This window comes from Nocardia seriolae NBRC 15557, assembly GCF_007990715.1.
GTDB classification, from domain to species: Bacteria; Actinomycetota; Actinomycetes; order Mycobacteriales; family Mycobacteriaceae; genus Nocardia; species Nocardia seriolae.
Genome location: NZ_BJWY01000038.1, coordinates 32,846 through 52,989 on the forward strand (window position 1 = coordinate 32,846; position 20,144 = coordinate 52,989).

Annotated in this window: 17 protein-coding genes, 1 tRNA gene and 1 pseudogene; 7 read left to right on the forward strand and 12 right to left on the reverse strand. The window is 67.0% G+C overall.

Annotation, left to right across the window (positions count from 1 at the left end; translation table 11 throughout):
* Positions 1-272 precede the first annotated feature (272 nt).
* From NS2_RS14335 to NS2_RS14360, 6 genes are all read right to left on the reverse strand, one after another.
* Positions 273-947, reverse strand: a complete 675-nt coding sequence (locus tag NS2_RS14335) for a heme-binding beta-barrel domain-containing protein (protein ID WP_045437834.1) — start codon at positions 945-947, stop codon at positions 273-275.
* Between the two features lie 252 nt (positions 948-1,199).
* Positions 1,200-1,505 carry a DUF1416 domain-containing protein gene (locus NS2_RS14340; RefSeq protein ID WP_033087911.1) on the reverse strand — a complete coding sequence of 102 codons (306 nt, stop codon included), beginning with the start codon at positions 1,503-1,505 and terminating at the stop codon, positions 1,200-1,202.
* A gap of 5 nt (positions 1,506-1,510) precedes the next feature.
* Positions 1,511-2,344 carry a sulfurtransferase gene (locus NS2_RS14345; protein ID WP_036548744.1) on the reverse strand — a complete coding sequence of 278 codons (834 nt, stop codon included), beginning with the start codon at positions 2,342-2,344 and terminating at the stop codon, positions 1,511-1,513.
* 72 nt (positions 2,345-2,416) lie between these two features.
* The gene (locus NS2_RS14350) at positions 2,417-2,917 is read right to left on the reverse strand and encodes a DUF4395 domain-containing protein (RefSeq protein ID WP_036548740.1); all 501 of its coding nucleotides are present in this window, start codon (positions 2,915-2,917) and stop codon (positions 2,417-2,419) included.
* Between the two features lie 257 nt (positions 2,918-3,174).
* A complete protein-coding gene (locus NS2_RS14355; RefSeq protein ID WP_033087914.1) occupies positions 3,175-3,636 on the reverse strand; it encodes a thioredoxin family protein in 462 nt (153 codons plus the stop codon).
* Positions 3,633-4,532: an LmeA family phospholipid-binding protein gene (locus NS2_RS14360; protein ID WP_033087915.1), complete on the reverse strand. Its 900-nt coding sequence runs from the start codon at positions 4,530-4,532 to the stop codon at positions 3,633-3,635. Before NS2_RS14360 ends, NS2_RS14355 begins: the two co-directional genes overlap by 4 nt.
* A 411-nt stretch (positions 4,533-4,943) precedes the next feature.
* On the opposite strand from NS2_RS14360, the gene NS2_RS14365 reads away from it, so the two are divergent.
* The 7 genes and pseudogenes from NS2_RS14365 (at position 4,944) to NS2_RS14395 (ending at position 12,528) form a co-directional block, all read left to right on the forward strand.
* Positions 4,944-5,696: a winged helix-turn-helix transcriptional regulator gene (locus NS2_RS14365; protein ID WP_147207184.1), complete on the forward strand. Its 753-nt coding sequence runs from the start codon at positions 4,944-4,946 to the stop codon at positions 5,694-5,696.
* Positions 5,696-6,592 (forward strand): mycothiol synthase, encoded by an 897-nt coding sequence (mshD, locus tag NS2_RS14370; protein ID WP_033087917.1) that lies wholly within the window; start codon positions 5,696-5,698, stop codon positions 6,590-6,592. The genes NS2_RS14365 and mshD overlap by 1 nt, the downstream gene beginning before the upstream one ends.
* 230 nt (positions 6,593-6,822) lie before the next feature.
* Complete coding sequence (gene pstS / locus NS2_RS14375; RefSeq protein ID WP_033087918.1) at positions 6,823-7,941, forward strand: phosphate ABC transporter substrate-binding protein PstS; 1,119 nt, start codon at positions 6,823-6,825, stop codon at positions 7,939-7,941.
* Between the two features lie 113 nt (positions 7,942-8,054).
* Positions 8,055-9,041, forward strand: a complete 987-nt coding sequence (pstC, locus tag NS2_RS14380) for a phosphate ABC transporter permease subunit PstC (protein WP_033087933.1) — start codon at positions 8,055-8,057, stop codon at positions 9,039-9,041.
* Positions 9,038-9,937 (forward strand): phosphate ABC transporter permease PstA, encoded by a 900-nt coding sequence (pstA, locus tag NS2_RS14385; protein ID WP_036548737.1) that lies wholly within the window; start codon positions 9,038-9,040, stop codon positions 9,935-9,937. The genes pstC and pstA overlap by 4 nt, the downstream gene beginning before the upstream one ends.
* Positions 9,938-9,950: 13 nt before the next feature.
* On the forward strand, positions 9,951-10,727 hold the full coding sequence (gene pstB / locus NS2_RS14390; protein ID WP_033087920.1) for a phosphate ABC transporter ATP-binding protein PstB: 777 nt from the start codon (positions 9,951-9,953) through the stop codon (positions 10,725-10,727).
* 198 nt (positions 10,728-10,925) lie between these two features.
* Positions 10,926-12,528 (forward strand): annotated as a pseudogene (locus tag NS2_RS14395) (MFS transporter).
* 54 nt (positions 12,529-12,582) lie between these two features.
* On the opposite strand, the gene phoU reads toward NS2_RS14395, so the two are convergent.
* The 6 genes from phoU to NS2_RS14425 all read right to left on the reverse strand — a co-directional run bounded on the left by phoU (position 12,583) and on the right by NS2_RS14425 (position 18,973).
* A complete protein-coding gene (gene phoU / locus NS2_RS14400) occupies positions 12,583-13,254 on the reverse strand; it encodes a phosphate signaling complex protein PhoU (RefSeq protein WP_033087921.1) in 672 nt (223 codons plus the stop codon).
* 112 nt (positions 13,255-13,366) lie between these two features.
* Positions 13,367-15,475 (reverse strand): LCP family protein, encoded by a 2,109-nt coding sequence (locus NS2_RS14405; RefSeq protein WP_033087922.1) that lies wholly within the window; start codon positions 15,473-15,475, stop codon positions 13,367-13,369.
* Positions 15,476-15,719: 244 nt separating this feature from the next.
* Positions 15,720-16,835 (reverse strand): tRNA dihydrouridine synthase DusB, encoded by a 1,116-nt coding sequence (dusB, locus tag NS2_RS14410; protein ID WP_220703201.1) that lies wholly within the window; start codon positions 16,833-16,835, stop codon positions 15,720-15,722.
* Between the two features lie 146 nt (positions 16,836-16,981).
* Positions 16,982-17,965: an acyl-ACP desaturase gene (locus NS2_RS14415; protein WP_033087924.1), complete on the reverse strand. Its 984-nt coding sequence runs from the start codon at positions 17,963-17,965 to the stop codon at positions 16,982-16,984.
* Positions 17,966-18,174: 209 nt separating this feature from the next.
* Positions 18,175-18,765 carry a DUF937 domain-containing protein gene (locus NS2_RS14420; RefSeq protein WP_033087925.1) on the reverse strand — a complete coding sequence of 197 codons (591 nt, stop codon included), beginning with the start codon at positions 18,763-18,765 and terminating at the stop codon, positions 18,175-18,177.
* A 135-nt stretch (positions 18,766-18,900) separates the two neighbouring features.
* Positions 18,901-18,973: transfer RNA gene (locus tag NS2_RS14425), tRNA-Lys, on the reverse strand.
* Positions 18,974-20,144 lie beyond the last annotated feature (1,171 nt).

A 20,144-nucleotide genomic window follows, 5' to 3' on the forward strand; every position in this document is an offset into this window, starting at 1 on the left:
CGGATTCCGATCGCGCGAGCCCTCGCGAATCCAAGGCAGTCACCCGGCCCCCGAGTTACGGTCCGTCCGACCGGACGTGCGTGAGAATGTTGCATCCTCCGCAGGTATGACTCGGGGGCCGTACCTGTTCCGCCTCTCCGCGACTTCAGCGGGCGGCAAAGAGCCGTCCGAATTGGCATTCCGTGCCTGCGGCGGGAGCCCAAACAATTTTGGGGTACCCGGTGAGGTACCCCCATCGCTACCAAATCAGTTGTCGCGTATCGATCGGCCTCTCAGCCGACGAACCGCTTCAAGCGTGCCGAGAGCCGCGGCTCCAGGGCGCCGTCGGCCGCGATGCGCTCCTCGACGTAGCCCAGATCGCCGCCCTCGACAATGCCGTAGAGCCGCTTCGCGCCGCCCACCACGATGCCGGACTGGCTGCGGATCACCACGTCGGTGGCCAGCTCCCAGGAGGACTGGGTGAGGGCCTGGCCGTAGAACAGCTCGACAATGCCGGAGGAGTGCGTGAGCAGCAGCTCGAGCACCTCGTCGTCGCCGTCGATGCCGACCCGCCAGAATCCGCTCTCGCGCAGATCCGGTCCCGCGTACTCGCCCTGCGCGTCCAGCTTCCAGGAGCGCGCCTCCCAGGTCAGGTAGTCGCCGCCGTCGTGGGAGACGATGATCTGCTGACCGAAGCGGTAATCACCGGTGTCGGGCTCGTTGCCCTCACCCTCACCGCGCCACACACCGACCAGCGGCAGCAGCGCGAGCATGGAGGAACTCAGATCCGGGCCCAGGCGCAGGTTCGCGGTGTCCTCGGGCAACGGTAGGCCCGGGAGCGTCGGAACATTCAGCGCCCCGGTCGACTTGGCCCGTTCGGCCGCGTCGGCGACCGCCTGGTCCCCGCTGCGCCGACCGCCCTCGTCGTGACGAACTATCGGCGTCGTCGAGGACGCCGAGTCGGCCACTCCGTTTTCGATGTTGTTCCCGTGGGCCGGATCTGTCACGACTCGGTGAACAGCCGGTAGAAGACGTAGACGGCGAAGCTCACGATGACCACGGTCATCACGCCGAGCAGAATCTCGAAGAATGTCGCAGCGTTCACGGTTCGGAGTGTAGTCCGAGCCCGCCTGACATGTGGCAACGACCCCGGTGATACGGCGAACGACCCCGGGATCGTGAATCCCGGGGCCGTTCTTGATCTTTCGAGGCGGCGCGCCTTACTTGGTGACGGTGACGTCCACGTTGTGGATGCCGTTGCCCTCCGGCGACACCTCGGCGGCGCCGTTGCCGGACGCCGAGAGCGCGCGGATGGTCCACGTGCCCGGCGCGGCGAAGAAGCGGCAGTCGCCGGTGCCCGAGGCGACGACCTCGGCGGTGAAGTCACCGTTGCCGTCGAGCAGGCGCACGAACGCGCCACCGACGGTCTGGCCGTCAGCGGTCAGGACGCGGCCGGTGATGACCGTCTCCTTCTCGACGTCGACATTGGCCGGGATGGCCTGACCCTGGGTAGGTGCTGCACACATATTGATTACGCTCCCAACTCGATCGGTGCACCGACGAGGGAACCGTATTCGGTCCAGGACCCGTCGTAGTTCTTGACATTCTGGTGGCCCAGCAGCTCCTGCAGCACGAACCAGGTGTGCGAGGAACGCTCGCCGATGCGGCAGTAGGCGATGGTCTGCTTCTCGCCGTCCAGGCCCGCGTCCTTGTAGATCTCCGCCAGCTCGGCGTCGCTCTTGAAGGTGCCGTCCTCGTTCGCGGCCTTGGACCACGGGACGTTGATGGCGCCGGGGATGTGGCCCGGACGCTGCGACTGCTCCTGCGGCAGGTGGGCCGGGGCCAGGATCTTGCCGGAGAACTCGTCGGGCGAGCGCACGTCGACCAGGTTCTTGGCGCCGATGGCGTCGATGACCTCGTCGCGGAAGGCGCGGATGGACAGGTCCTGCGCGGACGCCTTGTACTCGGTGGCCGGGCGGACCCGGACCTCCTTGGTCAGCTCGCGGCCGTCCAGCTCCCACTTCTTGCGGCCGCCGTCGAGCAGCTTCACGTCCGAGTGGCCGTACAGCTTGAAGTACCAGTAGGCGTAGGCCGCGAACCAGTTGTTGTTGCCGCCGTAGAGCACCACGGTGTCGTCGTTGGCGATGCCGCGCTCGGACAGCAGCGCGGAGAACTGCTCCTGGTTCACGAAGTCGCGGCGGACCTGGTCCTGGAGGTCCTTCTTCCAGTCGAGACGCACGGCGCCCTCGATGTGTCCCAGGTCGTAGGCGGAGGTGTCCTCGTCGACCTCTACGAGGACGACGCCCGGGGTGTTCAGGTTCTCTTCGACCCAGTCTGCGGAGACCAGGACATCGGAGCGGGCCATGTTGTTCCTTTCGATGCGGTGCCGGGAGCGGCGTTGCGTTCGCGTGGTTGAGGGATGGTCGGAAGTCGGGGACTAGACGGACGTGGGGGTCGAGGCCGGGGCCGGATCGCTCGGGGCGGTACGGAACCGGGCGGCCAGCGGATAGATCTTGCAGCCCAGGCAGATTCCGAAGGCCGCGTTCAGGAAGGCCGCGAACAGCGCGAATCCGGTGAAGATCGCGCCCGCGACGGTGCTGCCCGCGGCGAACCCGAGCACGCCGAGCACGGCGAAGGCCAGGCCCACCAGCTGCGCGAACCGCAGCGGCGCAACGGGTTCCAACTCGGTCGGCGCACCGACGCGCGGAGCGACGAAGGTGGCGTAGATCCGGCCGTAGGGGCTGCGGCGCGGACCGTAGGCCGCGCCGAGCCCGAACACGACGGCCTGCACGGCCAGCAGCACGGTGGCGGCGGGCGCGGAGAAGGTGGCGCCGATCAGAACGAGAGCGAGCACGGCGGTGGGGATCCAGGCGGCGAAGCGCGGGCCGCGCACATCTACCTGTCCGGCGGGTGATTTGCCCTGATTGGGGTTCGACATGGGAGTACTCCTGTGCTGAAGGGGTATTGGCCAGTTCGCCGGAGGATCGGAACGATCTCTCGACAGCGGGGGACAAATCCGGTCGGCGACAGAGGAATACGAAAGGCCAACCGGCTAGCGGCACAGGCAGCAACAACCACCGAGCCGGCACAGGTCTACCGTGCGGCGTCGGGTGAGCATCAGCTCGCGGTTGGATTGCACGAGAGGGAGTTTACCCAATTTTCGGGGGAAATTGGACCCGGGGTCCGTGGTGCTGATCACTCATCGGTGTCCGAGACCGTCAAAGGTGCCAGTGAAGTGCGCAGATCCGCCGCCTTCGGAACGCCGGAGATGCGGAAGCGTTCCAATCCTCGAGAATCCAATCCGAAAGTGGTGGGCAACGAGAGCACGTTCAGCTCCCGCGCCAGCTCCGGATTCGCGTCGATGTCGACCTCGAGATCCAGCGGCGGCAGCTCGGCCGCGGCCAGCCCGGCCACCACACCGGAGACCACCCGACGCACCGCCGCGCACGGCCCGCACCAGTCGGCGGAGAAGTGCAGCACGGTGGGCCGGCCCGGGAGCACCCCGGCCGCGGCCAGCAGCGCGGCCCGATTCGATTCGGGCTCCGGCGGAGTCGACGGGGCCGCGGCGGTCCGCACCCGGCCCTCGTTGCGGCGCACCAGAACTCCCACGCCGATCGCCGCGACCAGCATGACCACCAGCACCACGAGCGCGATCATCGCTGCTGCAACCGATCCAGATCGACGGTCACATTGCGACCGATTCCCGACACCACGATCTGCCCGCCACTGGGCTCGACCTTGGTCGGCACGATGCCGAAGGGCATGTTCTCGATGTCGATGGTGCGGGTGAAGTGGGCCAGCACCGCGGGACGGTCCTGTTCGGGGATGACGATGCGCTGCTGGCCGGGAGTCGGCAGGGGATCGGTGTCGCTCTGCAGGTCCCGGCCGGAGATGGCGGTGGCGGTGATGCGGATCTGGTCGCCGTCGAGTCGCAACTCGGCCAGCACGTGGACCTCGACCGTATTGGCCTTCTTGGCGGTCTTGTCCCGGCTGTCGCCGCGCGGATCCTGCAGCGCCGCGGCCTCGGCGTCCGGACCGATCGGCACCGTGCCCTGCAAGATGATGGAGGTGACCGAGCCGGGCAGGGTCGTGCCCGCGCCGCCGGAACCACCCGAACCATCGGTCAGATCGGAATCGGAACCGTGCACCTGGAGGTCGGGGATCTGGAACAGGCGGCCCAGCTCGGTGGGCTCGAAGCGCACCCGGCCCCGCACCTCGTCGACCGGAACCTTGCCGACATGGCCGTCGATGAGATTGCGCATCGACAGACGCACGCCCTGTAGATCGGCTTCGACCGTGACCTGTCCGGGAATGTCCGGCCGCATTGCCCGGGCGCGCATATCCATTCCGACGTACTCCCCGTCGAGGGCCTGCAAGGCGAATGGATGCCGCAGCGACTCGTGGAAGGTGATCGCGGGATCGGCGCTCAGGTTCGAACCGGTCCGCAGCAACCGCGAAACCCGGTACTCGGAATAGGCCGCAACCCCGAAATCGAGCAGCACGGCCAGCCCCGCCAAGCAGAGCAATCCGATGATGAGCCTCCGGAAACGCATAGCTGCACCCTATCCGCCCCGCTCTCCCGCCTCCCCGCGACTTTGGCGGACGGCCGCGTGCCGTGGCCGGATCGCATCCCGTGCCTGCGTTGGGAGCCGAGTCCATTTCGGGCGTACCCGGGGAGTTGCCCCGACCGTTACGAAATCAGTCGGCGCGATGGCATACGAAAAACACCGGGCCTACACCTACTGGAGACAACGGGTTCCCGTGCGACACGAGCAGGTCGCGGGTCGGTGAAAAGGAAGTGAAAGGCTGGTTTATCGGACCGGTCGGTAGCGACGGTCGGTCGCAATACGCGAGTGTCGGACGGGACAGGCTAATGTAGGCAGCGATTACCTGTGATGACCTGCATGGGGTAGTGGCCGACAGTGCGGTAGCCACACACATGCCAGATGGGATGGAGGGCCCCCATGGAGCTGCTCCTGCTGACCTCCGACCCCAACCCCGAGGCGGTGCTGCCTTCGCTCGCGCTGCTGCCGCACCATGTGCGGCCCGCCCCGACCCAGGTGGCGTCCCTGCTCGAGGCCGGTTCCGCCGATGTGGCACTGGTCGATGCCCGCACCGATCTGGCCGCCGCGCGCGGTCTGTGCCGATTGCTGGGCAGCACCGGTTCCTCGGTTCCGGTGGTGGCGGTGCTGACCGAGGGCGGTCTGGTCGCGGTGAACGCGGACTGGGGGCTGGACGACATCCTGCTACCCGGTACCGGCCCCGCCGAACTGGACGCCCGGCTGCGCCTGCTGGTGGCCCGCAACGGCGGTGTGGCCAGCCCGGAGAACACCGGCAAGATCACCCTGGGTGAGCTGGTGATCGACGAGGGCACCTACACCGCCCGGCTGCGCGGCCGCCCGCTCGACCTGACCTACAAGGAGTTCGAGCTCCTCAAGTACCTCGCCCAGCACGCCGGCCGGGTCTTCACCCGCGCGCAGCTGCTGCAGGAGGTCTGGGGTTACGACTTCTTCGGTGGCACCCGCACCGTGGACGTGCACGTGCGACGCCTGCGCGCCAAGCTCGGCAGCGAATACGAGTCGCTGATCGGCACGGTCCGCAATGTCGGCTACAAGGCGGTGCGCCCGGCGCGCTCGGCCGGTAAGGGCGATGCGGTCACCTTCCCCGATGCCGATGGCGACGATTCCGAACTGACGACGGCGAACGGCACGCTCTGATGACCTCCTGGACCGACCGGCTGCCCGACGAGACGGCCGCGGCGGTGCGGGATGTACTGGCGCGGGCGACCGCCGCCGACGGGGTCGCCCCGATCTCCGAGCAGGCCGTGCTGTCGCTCGGAAACGATTCTCCTGCACGCCATCTGGTGGACATCCGGGACGGCGCGGTGGCCGGGTACGCGAATCTCGTTCCCGCGCACGGGGAACACCCCGCCATGGCGGAGGTCGCGGTCGATCCCCGGGCCCGCGGAAACGGCATCGGCGCTGGTCTGGTGGCGGCCGCGCTGGCCGCGGGCGGCCCCGGCGCGCGGGTCTGGGCGCACGGGAATCTGGCCCCCGCACGGTCCGTCGCGGCCCGCCTGGGTCTGTCCGTTTCGCGCGAATTGCTGCAAATGCGGCGCGAGTTGGCGAATTCGGAGCTACCGGAACTGATCGTGCCCGAGGGCCTCGAATTGCGCACCTACGCGGGGCCTTCCGACGACGCCGAACTGCTCCGCGTGAACAATGCGGCCTTCTCCTGGCATCCCGAACAGGGCGGTTGGTCCGAGGCTGATATCGCCGCCCGTCGCGCCGAATCCTGGTTCGATCCCAAGGGCCTGTTCATCGCGACCGACCCGGCCCATCCGGACCGGATGCTCGGATTCCACTGGACCAAGGTGCATTCCGACGAGAACCCGCCCATCGGCGAGGTCTACGTGGTCGGCATCGACCCCGCGGCGCAGGGTCGCGGCCTGGGCCGGTTGCTCACCCTGGCCGGTCTGCACTACCTGAAGGATCGCGGTCTCGACGCGGTGCTGCTCTACACCGAGGGTGACAACACCGCGGCCGTGCACACCTACACCCGGCTCGATTTCACCCGGTTCCACGTCGACGTCGCCTACGCCAGCGTGTCGTAAATTCCGCCTGGCAACGGTGCGGCTAATGTCACACGAAGTGCGCCGCAATCGGGGCGGGGTGTTCATCTTCCGTTCACCCGTGCTGGTCCAACTGTCAACCAGCCGCCCCTACGTTGCAAGTGGGCCGCCTTCCGCTGCCCGGTGCGCTAGTTCGCAGCGAACAGCCGCCAGATCGCGCCCGTCCGACCGTTGAGGGGTTGGACGTGCAATCGTGATTCCCGGAGGAATAGGTGAATCTCAAGCGCAGCAGCGCCCTGCTCGGTGTGTTGGCCGCGGCCGGTGCCCTGACACTGTCCGCCTGTGGCAGTGACAACAACGCCGGTGGCGGTAGCGCCAGCAAGATCGATGTCGCCTGTGGCGGCAAGTCCTCGCTCAAGGCGAGTGGCTCCACCGCTCAGAAGAACGCCATGGACCGCTTCGTGGCGGCCTACCAGGCCAACTGCAGCGGTGCCAAGCTGGACTACACCGGCTCGGGCTCCGGCGCCGGCGTGAACGAGTTCGTCGGCAACCAGACCGATTTCGCGGGTTCGGATTCGCCGCTGAACGCGGAAAAGGGTGAGGTCGACAAGGCCGCCGCCCGCTGCGCCAGCCCGGCCTGGAACCTCCCGGCGGTCTTCGGCCCGATCTCGGTGGCCTACAACCTGCCCGGCATCGAGGACCTGGTCCTGGACCCGCCGACGCTCGCCAAGATCTTCTCCGGTGACATCACCACCTGGAACGACACCGCGATCAAGGCCCTGAACACCAACAAGGCCGACAAGCTGCCCTCGGACAAGATCGGCGTGATCTTCCGCTCCGACGAGTCGGGCACCACCGACAACTTCCAGAAGTACTTGACCGCCGCCGGTGGCTACACCAAGGGTGCGGGCAAGTCCTTCAACGGCGGCACCGGAGAGGGCGCCAAGGGTTCGGACGGCACCTCGGCCGCGGTCGCGAACACCAAGTTCACCATCACCTACACCGAGTGGTCCTTCGCCAAGGCGCAGAAGCTGTCCTCCGTGCGCGTGCTGACCACCGCCACCTCCAACGACCCCAAGCCGGTCGAGCTGACCGCCGAGACCGCCGCCAAGGCCGTCGACGCCGCGAAGGTCAAGGGTGAGGGCAACGACCTGGTGCTGGACAACAGCTCGATCTACAAGCCCACCACCGGTGGCGCCTACCCGATCATGCTGGCCACCTACGAGATCGTCTGCTCGAAGTACAGCGACGCCGACACCGCCAAGGCGGTCAAGGCCTTCCTGACCTCGGCCGTCGGCAACGGTCAGACCGGTCTGGCGGACGCCGGCTACGTGCCGCTGCCGGACGCGTTCAAGACCAAGCTCACCACCGCGATCAACGCCATTTCCTGATCGCCTGATCGAAAACCACGATGACCGTGCACGATGACATTGCATCCCCGGGTCTGTCCGTTTCGGACGGCCCGGGGGGAGAACGTGCCCAACTGCCGGGGGATACTGCGCTGATGCCGACCGAACCCAGCACCAAACCGGCCCCGAGGCACGGCGTACCCAGGAAGGGCGCGCCCACCAAGTTCGGCGCGGAGTTCGCTTTCCGTTCGGCGGCCACCGCCGCCGGCGGAATCATCGTCGCCGCCATTGCCCTGATCGCGTTGTTCCTGCTGATCCGGGCCTGGCCCTCGATCATGGCCAACAAGGCGAACTTCTTCACCACGACGGATTTCAACGTCAAGGACGAGAACAACCTGCGCTTCGGCATCAAGGACCTGTTCATGGTCACGGTGTTGAGCTCGTTGTTCGCGCTCGTGCTCGCGGTGCCGATCGGTGTGGGCATCGCCCTGTTCCTGACGCAGTACTCGCCGAAGGCGCTGGCGCGGCCGTTCTCGGTCATCGTGGATCTGCTGGCGGCGGTGCCGTCCATCGTGTTCGGTCTCTGGGGATTCCTGGTCGTGGCTCCCAAACTGAGCCCGCTCCAGGACTTCCTGAACAAGCACTTGAGCTGGTTGTTCCTGTTCTCCGACGGCAATGTCAGCATTGCCGGTGGCGGCACCATCTTCACCGCGGGCGTGGTGCTCGCGGTGATGATCCTGCCGATCATCACCTCGGTCAGCCGTGAGGTCTTCGGCCTGACCCCGCGCACGCACATCGAGGCGGCGCAGGCGCTGGGCGCCACCAAGTGGGAAGTGGTGCGCCTGACGGTGCTGCCCTTCGGCCGCTCGGGCGTGATCGCCGGTTCCATGCTGGGCCTGGGCCGCGCGCTCGGTGAGACCATCGCGGTGCTGATCGTGCTGCGCACCTCGACCAAGGCCGGCAGCTGGTCGCTGTTCGACGGCGGCTACACCTTCGCCTCCAAGATCGCCTCGGCCGCTTCGGAATTCAGCTCCAATCTGCCGACCGGCGCCTATATCGCCGCCGGTTTCGTGTTGTTCGCCCTGACGTTCGTCGTCAACGCACTGGCTCGGCTCGCGGCGGGCGGGAAGGTCAACGGATGACCACCACACTCGACAAACCGGTCAAGGCCCCGACCTTCCGGCACGTCAGCGTCGGCCGCCGGATCAAGAACAACGTCGCCACCGCCACGGTGTGGCTGTGCTTCGGCATCGCCCTGGTGCCGCTGCTGTGGGTGCTCTACATCGTGATCCAGAAGGGCGCGGTCGCCCTGACCCGCTCGGGCTGGTTCAGCATGTCGCAGAACGGCGTGCTGCCGGAATCGCACGCGGGCGGTGTGTACCACGCCATCTACGGCACCATCGTGCAGTCGGGCATCGCGGCGATCATCGCGGTGCCGCTGGGCATCATGGCCGCGGTGTACCTGGTCGAATACGGGCGCGGCTGGCTGGCCAAGACCACCACCTTCATGGTCGACATCCTGGCCGGTGTGCCCTCGATCGTGGCCGCGCTGTTCATCTTCGCGCTGTGGATCGCCACCTTCGGCTTCCCGCAGAGCGCCTTCGCGGTGTCGCTGGCCCTGGTGCTGCTCATGCTGCCGGTGGTCGTCCGCAGCACCGAGGAGATGCTCAAACTGGTTCCCGACGAATTGCGCGAGGCCGCTTACGCGCTCGGCATTCCGAAGTGGAAAACCATTGTGCGGATCGTCATTCCGACCGCCGCCCCGGGCATGATCTCCGGCATGCTGCTGGCCGTCGCCCGCGTCATGGGTGAGACCGCGCCGGTGCTGGTGCTGGTGGGTTATTCGAAGGCCATCAACTTCGATGTCTTCAACGGCAATATGGCTTCGCTTCCGCTGCTGATGTACCAGGAGCTGTCCAACCCCGAGCCCGCCGGCCGCGAGCGCATCTGGGGTGCGGCGCTGACCCTGATCCTGATCATCGCGCTGCTGTACCTCGCCGCCGCGGCGGTCAACAAGCTGCTCACGCGGAACCGATAGAACGGAAAGACTGATGGCCAAGCGGATTGACGTCAAAGACCTCAATATCTTCTACGGCAAGTTCCATGCCGTCGCCAATGTCGGGCTGACCGTGCTGCCGTGCAGCGTGACCGCGTTCATCGGTCCCTCCGGTTGCGGTAAGTCGACCGTGCTGCGCGCACTCAACCGCATGCACGAGGTGACCCCGGAGGCCCGCGTCGAGGGCGCGGTGCTGCTCGACGGCGAGGACATCTACGGCGCCCAGGTCGATCCGGTCGGCGTGCGCCGCACCATCGGCATGGTGTTCCAGCGGTCGAACCCGTTCCCCACCATGTCGATTCGCGACAATGTGGTGGCCGGGCTGAAGCTGCAGGGCGTGCGCAACAAGGCCCAGTTGGACGAGGTGGCCGAGCACTCGCTGCGCGGCGCCAACCTCTGGAACGAGGTCAAGGACCGCCTCGACAAGCCGGGCGGCGGCCTCTCCGGCGGTCAGCAGCAGCGTCTGTGCATCGCCCGCGCCATCGCGGTGTCGCCGGACGTGCTGCTCATGGACGAGCCGTGTTCGGCCCTGGACCCCATCTCCACGCTCGCGATCGAGGATCTGATCACCGAGCTGAAGAAGGAGTTCACCATCGTCATCGTCACCCACAACATGCAGCAGGCCGCGCGCGTGAGCGACCAGACGGCGTTCTTCAACCTGGAGGCGCAGGGCAAGCCGGGCAAGCTCATCGAGATCGACGAGACCGAGAAGATCTTCTCCAACCCGTCGCAGAAGCAGACCGAGGACTACATCTCCGGTCGCTTCGGATAAAAAAGACTCTCCGGCGTCTACGACCCCTGCCAGCTGGCAGGGGTCGTTTCATTTGTGCTGGTGACGGTGCGTAAGCGACCGCTGTGTGTAGTCAGTCATATGGCGGCGGGGTGCTTGTATGCAACCGTTCGTCACAGTTACTCTGACCTTGCTGGTAAACCGATAGGTTTAGTAAGGAGGTGTCGGATGACCGTCTCAATGGCGAGCCTGGGATCCGGACGGACCGCGACGGGGCTGTCGCAGCGGGCGAAGGCGGCGGCGCTGGTCGCCATCTGTCTCGCGGAACTTCTTGTGGTGCTGGACAACACGCTGGTAAACGTGGCGCTGCCGTCGATGGCGGTGCAGTTGCAGGCCGATATGAGCGGCCTGCAGTGGATCGTGGACGCGTTCACGCTGGCCTTCTCCGGGTTGCTGCTGGCCATGGGCCACCTCGGGGACCGGTACGGGCGACGGCTGTTCATGATCATCGGCTTGACCGGCGTGGCGGTCATGTCGGCGGCGGGCGCGCTGTCGAGCGGGCTCGGTCAGGTCATCGCGGCCCGCGCCGGCATGGGCGTGTTCGCAGCGGTGGTCTTCCCGGCCACGCTGGCGCTGATCACCAATATCTTCACCGCCAAGCGCGAGCGGGCCGCGGCCATCGCGCTGTGGACTGCCATGGCCGGTGTCGCCGTGGCCATCGGGCCGACCGTGGGCGGCTGGCTGCTGAAGTACTTCTCCTGGCATTCGGTGTTCTGGATCAATGTGCCGGTGGCGCTGGCGGCCATCGCGGCCGTACTGTTCACGGTTCCGGAATCCCGTGCGGCGCACGTGGATCGGCTCGACCGGATCGGCGTCGTGCTGTCGCTGGCCGCGGTGACCGCGCTGGTGTGGTCCATCATCGAGGCCCCCAAGCACGGCTGGTTCGCCACCGAATCCCTGCTGGGCTACCTGCTTTCGATCGTCCTGCTGGCCGCCTTCGTGGGCTGGGAGCTGCGCACGGCCACCCCGGTGGAACATGCGCCTGTTCCGCAACCGCCGCTTCGCGCTGCCCTCGCTGGCGATCACGGTGTCCTACTTCTCGGCCTTCGGCTTCCTGTTCCTGATCACCCAGTACTTCCAGGGCGTGAAGGAGCTGTCCCCGCTCGAATTCGGCATCCACTCACTGCCTTTCGCGGTGGCGGTGGGCTTCGGCGCGCCCATCGCGACCATGCTGGCGCAGCGGCTGGGCACCACGGCCATGGTGGTGTCGGGGCTGCTGATCCTGGCGGTGGCCATGTACATCGCGGGCCAGACCCGGGTCGAAACCCCTTATCTGGGACCGGTTGTGGTGTCCATGATCCTGATGGGCCTGGGGTTCGCGGTGGTGCAGGGACCGGCCACCGAATCCATCATGGGCGCGGTGCCCATGGAGGAGGCGGGCGCGGGCTCGGCGGTCAACGACACCACGCGTGAGGTGGGCGGTGCGCTCGGCGTCGCGCTGCTGGGTTCGATCATGACCTCGGTCTACTCCGGCAGCATCGGCGGCAAGATCGCCGCTATTCCGAACCAGATCATGAACGCGCACCAGAAGGACCTGGCGAGCAATACCCCGATCAGTGTCCTCGAGATCGTGAAGGCGCCGGTGAATCCGATATTCGCACCGGCGAAGGCGGATCTGATCCACGCCATGAAGGTCGCGGCCCTGCAGGGCGCCGAGGCCGCCTCCTACGTGGCGGTCGGCACCCTGGTCGTATGCGCGGTCATCGTGGCCGCGACGCTTCCCTGGCGGGTGGAACGGGGTGGTTCGATACTCATGGGCTGGCGCGAGTCCGACGAGGACTGACGCGAAGCGCGACGAGGGGTTTCCGGGATTCGTCCCGGAAACCCCTTCGAGCAGTTAGATGCTTTCCTTCTCGGAATCCGGGTCCGGCGGCAGCACGCCGGTGACCAGGAACACCACGCGACGACCGATCTCGACGGCGTGGTCGGCGAACCGCTCGTAGTAGCGGCCCAGCAGCGCCACGTCGACGGCCGCGGCCACGCCGAACTGCCAGTCGCGGTCCATGATCAGCGTGAACAGGTGCTTGCGCAGGTCGTCCATCGCCTCGTCGTCATCGGTGAGCTTGGCGGCCCGCTCGGGATCGCGGGACTCCAGCACCTCTTTGGCGGTGGCGCCCATCTTCACGGCGACCCGGCCCATTTCGGCGAAGTAGCTGTTGACGGCCTCCGGCACGGCGTGCGCGGGGAAGCGGCGGCGGGTCATCTTGGCCACGTGCAGCGAGAGCACGCCCATCCGGTTCACATCGGAGACGATCTGGATGGCGCTGACCACCTGCCGCAAATCTCCGGCGACGGGGGCCTGCAGGGCCAGCAGCGCGAAGGCCTTCTCCTCGGCGAGCTGGATCATCTCGGCGATGCGGTCGTATTCGCTGATCACCTGCTCCGCGAGCTCGAGATCGGCATTGAGCAGGGACTGGGTGGCCCGCTCCATCGCCGATCCGGCGAGCCCGGCCATGCCGCCGAGCAGATCGGCGAGCTCGGCCATTTGTTCGTTGTAGATGACACGCATGAGTCAAGACATTAGTGCGCACCGCTGACCAAGTCACCAACTGCGGGTTAACCGTCGGTGCCGGTCGGTTCCAGCGGTGTTGCCGCAGGTCCGGTGGGTGGGATCATCCCCTCTATTTACATAGGTCGTCGGCGGCGTTGACGTGCTCGAGATCGGACGGAAGTGTGACCGGCGGCGCGCTCGGGCTGCCGGCGTCGCTCGGCGTGTCGGGCAGGGTCTGGCCGAAGGCGGTGGGCGCCTTCACCGTGCCCGCGAAATCGGCGCCGACCACCAGTTCGACAATGCTGCCCAGCCCGCTCGCCGGTTCCAGGATCGCACCCGGAACGGAACTGGCCACGGTGGCGGCCTCGGCCTCGTGCCCGCCGGAGTAGCGGACCTTGGTCTTGGCCGAGGTGCCGTCGGCGTAGTTGCCGGTGCTGTAGATCTGGAAGCCCTGATTGGCCAGCTTGGTCGCGGTGGTCCCGGCCACGCCCGCCTGACCCGAGCCATTGGACACCTGCAGCGAGACGATGCTCGGATCCACCGCCGCCAGTTTGGGTTTGGCGGCGGGTGCGGTGCTGGTGCCGGTCGGGGCGTCGGTCTTCTTCTCGCCGGGCAGCGGCTGGTCGTCGATGACGGCCCGGAAGATGGCCTTGATATCGGATTCGCGCGGAATCTCGTTGCCGTAGGACGTGGTGCCCGCGGTCGGGACGGTCAGGAAGGTGATGTTCCCGGCCTGCATCTTCTGCAGCGAACGGCCCAGTGTCAGCAGGTCTTTGGTGGTCACGTTGTCCATGAAGGAGTGCTGGGCGAAGGCGTTGATGAAGCCGTTGAGCTTGCCCGGGTCGAAGAGCACCTTGCTCGACAGTGCGCTGCGCAGCAGCGAGGACAGGAAACGCTGCTGCCGGTTGATGCGGTCGTAGTCGCTGCGCTCCTCGCCGTAGACGTGGCGGGCGCGCACGTAATCCAGTGCGGTGGAACCGTTCACGACCTGCTTGCCCGGGGTGGTGAGCACGGTGCCGAGCACCTCGTCGACCAGCGGTTTGGTGGTGCACACCTCGACGCCGCCGACCACGTCGACCATGGATTCGAACCCGGCGAAGTCGATGCCCACGAAGTGGTTGATCTTCAGGCCGGAGAGCTTGGTGATCACCTTGGTCAGGCATTTCGGGCCGCCCAGGGCGTAGGTGGCATTGAGCTTGTCGCCGGCCGCGCCCAGGAACTTCTGGCCGGAGTAGGTGGCCTTGTCGTTGTCCCAGCCCTCGCAGTCGGGGCGGGTGACGTCCAGGTCGCGGGGGAAGGAGACGGCCACGACCCGGGACCGGTTGGCGGGAATGTTGACCAGCATGACGGTGTCGGAGCGCGCGCCCTCGGCGTCGTCGACGCTGCCGGCACCGAGCTGGCTGTTGGTGCCCGCGCGGGTGTCGGTGCCGACGATCAGGAAGTTCTCGTCGCCGGTCTGGCCGTCGGCGTCGACCACGTCGTCGTTGTTGTCCTCGATCGCGACGACCCGCTGGAAGTTGTTGTCCTTGGCGCGCAGATAGCTCCAGCCGCCGCCGGTGACGATGAGCGCGATCACGGCGATCACCGCGAGGGTGGCGCGTCCGGCCAGCCGCACGCGCCGGTTGCGTTCCCGGCGGGCCGGTGAGATCCGTTTGGCCGGTTCGGTTCCCACGGCGGCGGGAAGCGCGGTGGTCGGATAGCCGGCGGGCGACTTGACCTTTCGGGACAGCAGCGCCCGGGCCCGTTCCGCGGGCGGCGGGGCTGGAGCGGCCTCCGTGATCGGGGTTAGTTCCTCGGTGACGGGATCGCACACGGGGTCGGCGGGACGCGGTACCGCGCGGTTGCTTCCGGTTCCGGGCGCGTTGGCCACCCGGCGCAGGTGGCTGGTGTCGCGGGTGGCCCGCTGGGAACCGTTGGCCGCCTTCGGTTGTGGGCCGGGGGCGGACGGGGGTACGACTCCGACCGGTCCCTCTGTTTTGTGGCCGTTCTGCGCCGTGGAGGACAGGGGGGCAACCGGTTCGTCTGAAGTGTCCGCTTCTACCCGGCGTCGGGTCTGGCGCTCGCTGTCCACCCGTTCGACGAGGTCCTGGACCGAGATCGGCGCGGCGGCGGTCTCACTGTCCTCGGCGCGCCGGGAGCGCCGCCCGGTGCGCGCCGTGTCATCCGTGTCCGCGGGGTAGCGCTCCCAAGGGGCGCGACCTCCGGGCCGTGGCGTCCGCCCGTACCGATCGTCACCCACCAACGAACCTCACTTTGCTCTTTGTGCCGAGGGTCATGATAACGATTTCGCCACGATGGACCACTCGAACGTATGTCCACCGCAGATGGGTCCGTTTTTTCCGCTATGTCGGGGTGCTTCGGGGGCCGAAAAGTACGCCCCGAGAAGTGTGCCAGGGTGTCGGGGCTGGACCCGGTAGCGCGCCGGGCGTTATCCGGATCGAGCCGCAAGCGGTGCCTCGCCGCCTCGGCCGGTCGGCCTACCGTCAGCCGCCGCTGTGCATGACGTCGGCGGCGGTCGGCACGGTCGCGTCCTCGGGATCGTCGAGCCAGCCGTCGGGCAGCGTCACCTTGGTCTGCGGCGAACCCTGCCGCCCGCGCGGGCCGAGCGCGTCCTCCGGGAACGGCACATCCGGATCCAGCTGCCCGACCAGATCGGCGATCTGCGCCAGGCTGGTGACGGTGGCGAACTGCCGCCGCAGCGCCGAGCCCACCGGGAAGCCCATCAGATACCAGGCCATGTGCTTGCGAATGTCGCGCATGGCCTTGTCCTCGCCGTCGTGCTCGACCAGCAGCGCGGCGTGGCGGTGCAGGATTTCGCCGACCTTGCCCAGCGTCGGGCCCGCCGGAATCGGCTCGCCGCGCAGGGCGGCGCTCAGTTCGCCGAACAGCCACGGGCGGCCCAGACAGCCGCGGCCCACGACCACACCGTCGCAACCGGTTTCGGTCATCATGCGCAGCGCGTCGTCGGCGGTGAAGATATCGCCGTTGCCGAGCACCGGGATGCCGGTGACGGTCTCCTTGAGCCGGGCGATGGCGCTCCAGTCGGCCTGCCCGGAGTAGAGCTGGGCGGCGGTGCGGGCGTGCAGCGAAACCGCCGCCGCGCCTTCTTCTTCCGCGATCCGGCCGGTGTCGAGGTAGGTGTGGTGCTCGTCGTCGATGCCGATGCGGAACTTGAAGGTGACCGGCACATCGCCTGCGGCCGCGACCATTTCGCGCACGATCTCGCGGAACAGCCGCCGCTTGTAGGGCAGTGCCGAGCCGCCGCCGAGGCGGGTCACCTTGCGCACCGGGCAGCCCAGGTTCATGTCGATGTGGTCGGCCCAGCCCTCGCCCACCACGATCCGCACGGCCTCGCTGAGGGTCTTGGGGTCGACACCGTAGAGCTGCATGGACCGCGGCGACTCGTCGGGCCCGAAGGCCATCATGTTGAGCGTCTTCTCATTGCGTTCCACGATCGCGCGCGCGGTGATCATCTCGCACACATAAAGCGAAGTGGCGCTGCCGAACTCCCGGCACAGGGTCCGGAAGGCGACATTGGTGATGCCCGCCATGGGGGCCAGCACGACCGGCGGGTCGAGCGGGTAGGGCCCGATCCGCAACTCGGTCTTGGGGGCGTCCAGCGAGGCAGTCACGCCGCCCAGGGTCTCACCCGCCCGGACCCCGCCAGAGCCACGTCCCCCGCAAAGTGCCGCCGCTCACATCGCGGTCTGCGATGTGAGCGGCGGTGTTCGAAAAATCGCGGCTGCTAGCTGCCGGTGGCGGCCAGCTCCTTCTCGCGCTTGGCGGCCTCGCGGGCCAGCATCTTGTCGCGCTGCTCCTCGAACTTCACGACATCCTTGGACAGCTTCTCGAGGAAGTTGCCGAGGCGCTCGCGGGTCTCCTCGCCGCGGGCGGTGAAGTCGCTGCGCTCGAAGATCTTCCACTTCTTGAGCACCGGGTTCACCACCTCTTCGAGGTGCTGGCGCAGGTCGTAGATGCCGTGCTTGGCCATCAGCACGCCATTGCGGCGGAAGTTGGGCATGCCCGCGCCCGGCATCTGGAAGTTCTCCAGGATCAGGGTGATGGCTTCGATGGTCTGGTCGGGCGACAGGTCCAGGGCCGTGCCGCACATGTTGCGGTAGAAGATCATGTGCAGGTTCTCGTCGGCGGCGATGCGCTGCAGCATGCGGTCGGCGATGGGGTCGTCGCAGACCCGGCCGGTGTTGCGGTGCGAGACGCGGGTCGCGAGCTCCTGGAAGGTCACGTACGCCACGGAGTAGAGGAATCCGGCGTTGCCGACCTCTTCGAGTTTCTCGGTGGGAGAGGCGAACCCGTTGGTCATGTGCACCATGCGGGCCTGCTCCAGCGCGACCGGGTCGACGCCGCGGGTGACCACCAGGTAGTCGCGCATGACGATGCCGTGCCGGTTCTCCTCGGCGGTCCAGCGACCGACCCAGGTGCCCCAGGCCCCGTCCTGCGAGAAGTTCTCGGCGATCTCCCGGTGGTAGGACGGCAGATTGTCCTCGGTGAGCAGGTTGGTGATCATGGACGCCTTGGCGACCTCGCTGAGCTTCGACTGCTCGGGATCCCAATCGACACCGCCCATGGCGGCGAAGTTACGGCCTTCGTCCCACGGCACGTAGTCGTGCGGGTGCCATTCCTTGGCCAGGGAGAGGTGACGATTGATGTTCTCCGCGGCAACCGGCTCCAACTCCCGCAGTAGCTCGAGTTGAGTCAGATCCTTTGCCATGTATGTGCCCTTCGTGTCGTGCCTAGTGCTGTCGTACCCTCGCCGGCCTGCCGCCGCGCCCATACCTTACGTGACCGTAGGGTGATGTGAAACTCATGTGCGCACCATTGCGGTGTAGGTGAGAGAGGTCATAAGGCAGCGGCCCACAGCGACGGGTGTATCGCTGTGGGCCGCAGTTCGTTAGCCGCGCATCACCTTCCGGTGCGCGATCACTTCTTGCCCAGCAAACCGCCCAGCACATTGCCGAGCACGTTGCCTGCGTTCTGTCCCATGGCCTTGCCGAGGATGTCGCCGAGACCGCCGCTCTTGTTTCCGCCGGTGGCCCCGCCGAGCAGGCTGCCGAGAATGTCCCCGATACCGCCGCCGGAGGATTCGGCTGCCGCGCCGCCGCCTCCGCCGCCGAGGGCCTTCTTGCCCAGATACGCCAGCACGATCGGCGCGAGCATCGGGAGCAGCTTGCCCATCAGGTCGCCGCTGATGGCATTGCCGCCGACATTGCCGAGAGCGCTGATCACCGTGTTCTTTTCGGCGCCGAAGGTCTGATCGACGATCTGACTGCCGTTGCCGACATCCACCTGATCGATGTCGACACCGCCGTCGAGTAGCGCGTGCGGCTGGTTGGCGACTTCGTTCTCCAGATTCAGCCCGGTGTCGGGGTTGCCGGCCTGTGCCTGGAATCCGCCGAGTAGCACGGGGACGGCCGCGTCGATCGCCGTCTTCGCGGTCGCCTCGTCGCCGCCGAGCTTCGCGGCGATCTGGGCGACGGGTACTTGGGAGAGCAGGTCATCGAAGGAAGTCATGAACTCCGCCTGTGGTGGTGGATCCCGGGAAAAGCTCTGCTCAGGCCACCGTAGGGGAAATCCGGACAGATTGCCACAGATTCGCGGATGTGGCGAGGGGCCCGGCGGTATGATTCCGGGCCCCTCGTCTGGGAGTGCCCCCACCAGGGCTCGAACCTGGGACCTGCGGATTAAAAGTCCGTAGCTCTACCAACTGAGCTATAGGGGCTTGCGGGACGTCAGTTTAATGTGCCGACCCCGTAATCGTTAAACGAGTATCCGATTGTGCTCTCGCAGATGGTATTTGTGCAGGTCATGATGGTTTCGCGGAGGTGGCTGGAGCGGCGCGTCCGGGGTCGGGGCGGGGGTGGAGGGCGGTCGGCGCGGTGGTCGGGGTCGGCCGGGTGTCCCGGGGCGGGGGCATCGGGGGATGACGCGATGTGCCGTTGGGGTGACCACTCGTGCCGATAAGGTGGGGTCGTCGACTCTCGGGGCCGGGTTGGGGGGACGATGTGGCTCTGTGAGGGTGCGGACCGGTCGGTGCGGCACCGGGAGACGGTATCGGACAGCAAAAAAGCGGACCCGGGGGTTTGTAGGGGTTCGCGCGGAGTGTGGGTGGGGAGGGGCGGCGGCGCGGTCGCGCCGCGCTCCGGTTCGAACGGTTTCCCGGTCCGATGGGCCCGGAATCTCGCGGTAAGCGGGCGCTGATGGCCGCTTACGCGGTTTCTTGCAATCGTCTTGCCACTCAATTTGTTTCGTGGCGCTGGAGTGTGAATATCATCCAATGGTGATGTGTGGCAAGCTTTTTGGAGTAGGGGGTGGGTGCCGGTCGGGGCCGTCGCGGGGACGCGGGCGGCGGCTCGGCGGCGATGCGGGGTCGGTGGGGACCCTGCGCGCCGTGGGGGCCGGTATGTCGAACATCGGTGGGGTATGGGCGAATTCGTCGATTCAGGCCAATCGCCCATACGATTGCTGGGAAATTGCGGCTTTCGAAAGGGGGCATGCTGGCTAACTGACTTTCCGGTACACCTCACGCTGGGTGCGCTTTCCGGGTACGGTGACCGACTGGTGAATTCCCGAAGAACCGGGATTGCCCCGGCGGCACGGGATTCGGCTTATCGTTGAAGTGCCCGAACGTGTCGCGACCGGTCCGGCCGATCGCGGCTCCAACAGATGAAGCTGCGGGGAGGCGGACCGAAACGACGTGAACGCCCGGGTGCGCACCCCCTGCGGTGCACCCGGGCGGGAAAAACTATACCAGTTGGTGTGTTTCAAGTTTTTCGCGCTTTTTCGTACCAAAAGTTTGGTAATTCCGGGCGAAGCCCGATTTGAAGTATTTGAAAGACACGTAACTTTGCGTCGAGGCCGGGGAACCGGTCAGCGACGGTTAGCTAGTGTCG